The organism is Alcanivorax sp. (genome assembly GCF_051117345.1).
Taxonomy (GTDB): domain Bacteria; phylum Pseudomonadota; class Gammaproteobacteria; order Pseudomonadales; family Alcanivoracaceae; genus Alcanivorax.
Genome location: NZ_JBNPEC010000241.1, coordinates 1 through 3,791 on the forward strand (window position 1 = coordinate 1; position 3,791 = coordinate 3,791).

General features: G+C 58.1%; 3 protein-coding genes. 1 reads left to right on the plus strand and 2 read right to left on the minus strand.

What is annotated here, in order from left to right; genetic code table 11:
* The coding region (gene lon / locus ACFE0K_RS15265) for an endopeptidase La (protein ID WP_434536879.1) at positions 1–2,127 on the minus strand (2,127 nt) is incomplete at its 3' end.
* A gap of 119 nt (positions 2,128–2,246) precedes the next feature.
* Positions 2,247–2,882: a class I SAM-dependent methyltransferase gene (locus ACFE0K_RS15270; protein WP_434536880.1), complete on the minus strand. Its 636-nt coding sequence runs from the start codon at positions 2,880–2,882 to the stop codon at positions 2,247–2,249.
* A 123-nt stretch (positions 2,883–3,005) separates the two neighbouring features.
* On the opposite strand from ACFE0K_RS15270, the gene ACFE0K_RS15275 reads away from it, so the two are divergent.
* The coding region (locus tag ACFE0K_RS15275; protein WP_434536881.1) for an AarF/UbiB family protein at positions 3,006–3,791 on the plus strand (786 nt) is incomplete at its 3' end.

Below are 3,791 nucleotides of genomic sequence, written 5' to 3' on the forward strand. Positions count from 1 at the left end.
CAGCAGCGACAGCAGGGCACTGGCCATGGTGATACCGGCACTGGGGCCATCCTTGGGGGTTGCCCCTTCCGGCACATGGAGATGAAGAAAGGCTTCATCCAGACGCTCCTCACTCAGGCCGAAATCACGTAGATGGCTGGCCACGTAGCTGTAGGCAATTTCCGCGGACTCTTTCATTACATCACCAAGTTGACCTGTGAGCTTGAAGCCCCGCTGCTTGCTGTGCACCTGGCTGGCTTCCACGGAGAGTGTGGCACCGCCCATGGCGGTCCACGCCAGGCCGGTTACCACGCCCACACCACGCTGGGTCTTCTCGGTCTGGAAGTAGGGCTGACCCAGGAAATCCGCCAGGTTCTTGCCGGAGACACTCAGTTTCTTTTCTCCGGCCAGCAGCTTCACCGCCGCCTTGCGGATGATCTTGTTGAGCTGCTTCTCCAGATTCCGGACCCCGGCTTCACGGGCATAGCCTTCCGCGATCTGGCGCAGCGCGCCGTTGCTGATGCGCAGCTGGCCGGGTTTTACGCCGGCACGTTCGAGGGCACGGGGCCACAGATGCTGGCGCGCAATCTGCACTTTCTCCTCGGTGATATAACCGGACAGGCGGATCACTTCCATGCGGTCCAGCAAGGGACCGGGAATGCTGTCCATGGTATTGGCGGTACAGATGAACAGGGCGTGGCTCAGGTCCAGCCGTTCATCCAGGTAGTGGTCGAGAAAATCCTGGTTCTGTTCCGGGTCCAGCACTTCCAGCAGGGCCGAGGCCGGATCACCCTGAAAAGACTGACCTAGCTTGTCTACCTCGTCGAGCATGATCACCGGATTTGCGGTACCGGCTTCCTTGAGTGCCTGCACCAGCTTGCCGGGCATGGCGCCGATGTAGGTGCGCCTATGACCTTTGATCTCGGCTTCGTCGCGCATACCGCCCAGGCTGAATCGGTAGAATTTGCGGTCCAGGGCATCGGCGACGGATTTGCCAATGCTGGTCTTGCCCACACCCGGGGGGCCCACCAGCAGGATAATGGAACCTTTGACCTCGCCACGCAGAGCGCCCACGGCAAGAAATTCCACAATCCGGTCCTTCACATCATCCAGGCCGCTGTGGTGGGCTTCGAGGATCTCCCGGGCATGCTTCAGATCCAGATTATCGTTGCTGTATTGGCCCCAGGGCACGCTGGTGAGCCAGTCCAGGTAGTTGCGGGTGACACCATATTCCGGTGAGCCGGTTTCCAGAACTGAGAGCTTCTGTAGCTCGTCGTCAAAGCGTTTCTGTACGGATTCCGGCGGCGTCAGCGCGCTCATGCGTTCACGGAATTCCTCCGCTTCGGCGGTCTTGTCGTCCTTGCTCAGGCCCAGCTCCCGCTGGATGATCTTGAGCTGCTCGCGGAGGAAAAAATCGCGCTGGTGCTGGCTGACTTTTTCGTTGACCTCTTCGGAAATCTGGCTCTGCAGCCGCGCTACTTCCAGCTCTTTCTTGACCAGGGTGAGCACTTTTTCCATGCGCGGTTTCAGCGGCACGGTTTCCAGAATGGCCTGAAGCTCTATCCCGTTGGCGCTGGTCAACGCCGCCGCGAAGTCAGTCAGCGGAGAGGGGTCACTGGGAGAGAAATTCTGTAGGTAGTGGCGCAGCCCTTCGTTGTAGAGCGGGTTCAGCGGCAGCAGTTCGCGGATGGTATTGATAATGGCCATACCGAAGGCGCGGATGGTTTCATCTGCTTCGGTGCGAGGTTCCGGATAGCTGACCTCGGTCATGAAGGGGCGCTTGCGGGTCAGCCATTTTTCGATACGGAATCGGGTTGTGCCCTGGGCTACCAACTGGAACTGGTCATTTTCTTCATTGAGGGCGTGAACCTTGACCAGGCAGCCGTATTCCGGGAAATCCTCGGGAGCCACCGAATCCGGATCGTTATCACCCACATAGACCAGTCCGAGTGACTGGTGCGGCGTCTGGCTGACCCGCTCCAGAGTCGCCTGCCAGCGTTCCTTGTCCAGCATCACCGGCTGTACCAGCCCAGGCATGAAAGGCCGGTGCTGGACGGGGATCAGATAGATACGCTGGGGTTTCAGCTGGTCGGGCAACGCCAGGCTGCCGGAGGATTGCTCAACAGTATTGGTATCGTCTTGGCTCATAGTGTTGTCACTTCCATTCAGCGTGGAAATAACATGGTGGCGGTGGGCGAAAAATCAATAGTGCAGCTCTGCCCAGAGCCATAGCATGGTTTACCCATCCTTGCCTGCAGCCTGATGTGTTATCGATTAATGATCAACAGATCTGCACGCAGGGCTTTTGGCGTTTTTGTCCTGCGTTCCACGACGCGGGCATCCATACCGGCGTTCTCGCATTTTTCCGCTAGGGCATAGAACGGCGAACGGCCCGGATCGGCAATAATCACCTGTTTGACACCGCTACGCAGTCCCCGGCGTATCAGGTTGAAGAGTACCGGGGTCAGCTCATCCCAGAAGCAGATGTCGGCACCGGCAATGATGTCTACGTCGGCCAGGCGCTTTTTGGTGAGCTTTTCGAAGCTGTCCTGCTGTTGGTTGATCTGGACCTTGTTGATCTGTGCATGCAGGTCAAGATAGGGAAATACATCCGGATCTGCATCCACGGCAGTCACCCGGCAACCGAAACGCTTGGCCGCAAAGATGGAGAGGGGCCCCCAGCCGCAGCCGATATCCATCATATGTTCATCGGCGGACACTTTTCGGCGGGTCAGATGGTCCATGATCAGGAAGCTGGAGTTCCAGACCTTGTTGCCGTGAATAGAGGGGGTGTGGTCGGCACGTTTCAGACGGCGGATTTCCCGGTGGCCGGAACGCAGCAGGGTGATGCCGCGAGTGCGAATGGTATGCGACTCTCCAGCGCGTATAACTGTACCTGACATAATCGCTCACCAGCGGCAAAGCTAGAAACATTACGGTCAAGCCCGCCGGGTTTCAAGCCGTATCTATGCGGCATACTCTGGGCAAACCGAATTCCGGTGAATAACCATAATGAATAAAGCCTGATGATTAAGAAAAGTATCGCCGGTGTCACTGGCTTGGCTGGAGGGCGCTCCCGGTATCTGCGAGCACTCACGGCCATGGCTCGTGTAGCGGCGATATATGCGGGGGGCGTCGGCAAGGATGATCGTCACCAGCGCCACTGCCGGGGAGCCGACATTCTCACTACCCTGTGCCGACGCAATGGTGCTTTCTGGGTCAAGGCGGCCCAGTTCTTCAGTTGTCGCCCAGATGTGCTGCCGCAGGAATATATCGAAGCATTTCAGCAGCTGCAGAACGACGCGGCGCCGGTGCCATTTTCACGGATTGAAACCACCCTGAAAAAATCCCTGGGTGCTGACTGGCGTGACGCTTTTCGCTGGATTGACGAGACACCGGTGGCGGTGGCCTCCATCGCCCAGGTGCACCGGGCGCGCCTGGAAGACGGCACCGATGTGGCGATCAAGGTGCGCTTGCCCGGGGTGAAGAAACTGTTCGAGCAGGATGCCAAGGTGTTTCAGATTCTGGCGGCGATGGCGGCACCCCGGTTTCGGGAATTTGATCTGAAACAGGCCATAGAACAGCTGTTGATCATGACCGCCATGGAACTGGATTTTCGTAATGAAGCAGCCAATACCCGGCGTTTTTCCCGCCAGCCCCACCACGATCGTATTCGTATTCCCGATTTGATCGATGACCTGTGTAGTGAGCGTATTCTGGTGACCAGCTGGGAGCGGGGCTCAAGGCTGCGTAACCATCTGGATGCGAACCCGGAGCAGGCCAGGGATCTGCTCTCGGTGCTATTAACCAGC

What these genes read in the sequence shown, in the direction of transcription:
- ACFE0K_RS15270 (WP_434536880.1), bottom strand. Translation starts at nt 2,882, where the DNA reads ATGTCAGGTACAGTTATACGCGCTGGAGAGTCGCATACCATTCGCACT.